Origin of the sequence: Pseudaquabacterium pictum (assembly GCF_005403045.1) — a bacterium.
Classification (GTDB): Bacteria; Pseudomonadota; Gammaproteobacteria; order Burkholderiales; family Burkholderiaceae_C; genus Pseudaquabacterium; species Pseudaquabacterium pictum.
The window spans coordinates 1-542 of the sequence record NZ_BJCL01000054.1 but is presented as its reverse complement, the minus strand read 5'-3'; the positions used below and the strand labels follow the sequence as shown (position 1 = coordinate 542).

Genomic DNA, 542 nt, shown 5'->3' with positions numbered 1-542 from the left:
TCCAGGTTGATGCCGTCCTCGCGGTATAGGGCCAGCAGCTTCGGCGACAGCGCCGACAGTTTCAGCCGACGCTGAACCGTCAGTACCGACACGCCGAAGCGCGCCGCCACGTCCTCGACACCCTTGCCTTCGTCAATCAGCGCCTTGAAGGCCTCGAACTCATCAGCCGGGTGCATGGCCTCGCGCCCGCTGTTCTCGGCGAGGCTGACCTCCAGCGCACGCTCGGGTGGCACCAGTTCGCACAGCACCTCGTGCCCCTTCGGCAAGCGCCCGCGCTGCTGCAACAACAGCATCGCACGCCGCCGCCGCTCACCGGCCGCCACTGCGAACTTCAGCTTGCGCGACTTGCCCCGGCTGACTTGCTGTTCGACAACCACCAAGTTGTGCAGCAAGCCCTGCGCGTCGATCAGCGCTGCCAATTCCTCGACCTGACCTGCCGAATGGCGACGAACATTGAACCGCGACGGCACCAAGCTGGCCAGCGGCACCGACAGCAACTGCTTCGTGTGTTCCATGATGATGAACTCCATAGGTTGAAGACA

The 542-nt window shown here is 64.0% G+C and carries 1 protein-coding gene; it reads right to left on the bottom strand.

All coding sequences use genetic code 11. The annotated features are described in order from the left end of the window. A partial coding sequence (locus FFT10_RS27560; RefSeq protein ID WP_162520952.1) for a ParB/RepB/Spo0J family partition protein occupies window positions 1-515 on the bottom strand: 515 nt, incomplete at its 3' end. Between the last annotated feature and the right edge of the window lie 27 nt (window positions 516-542).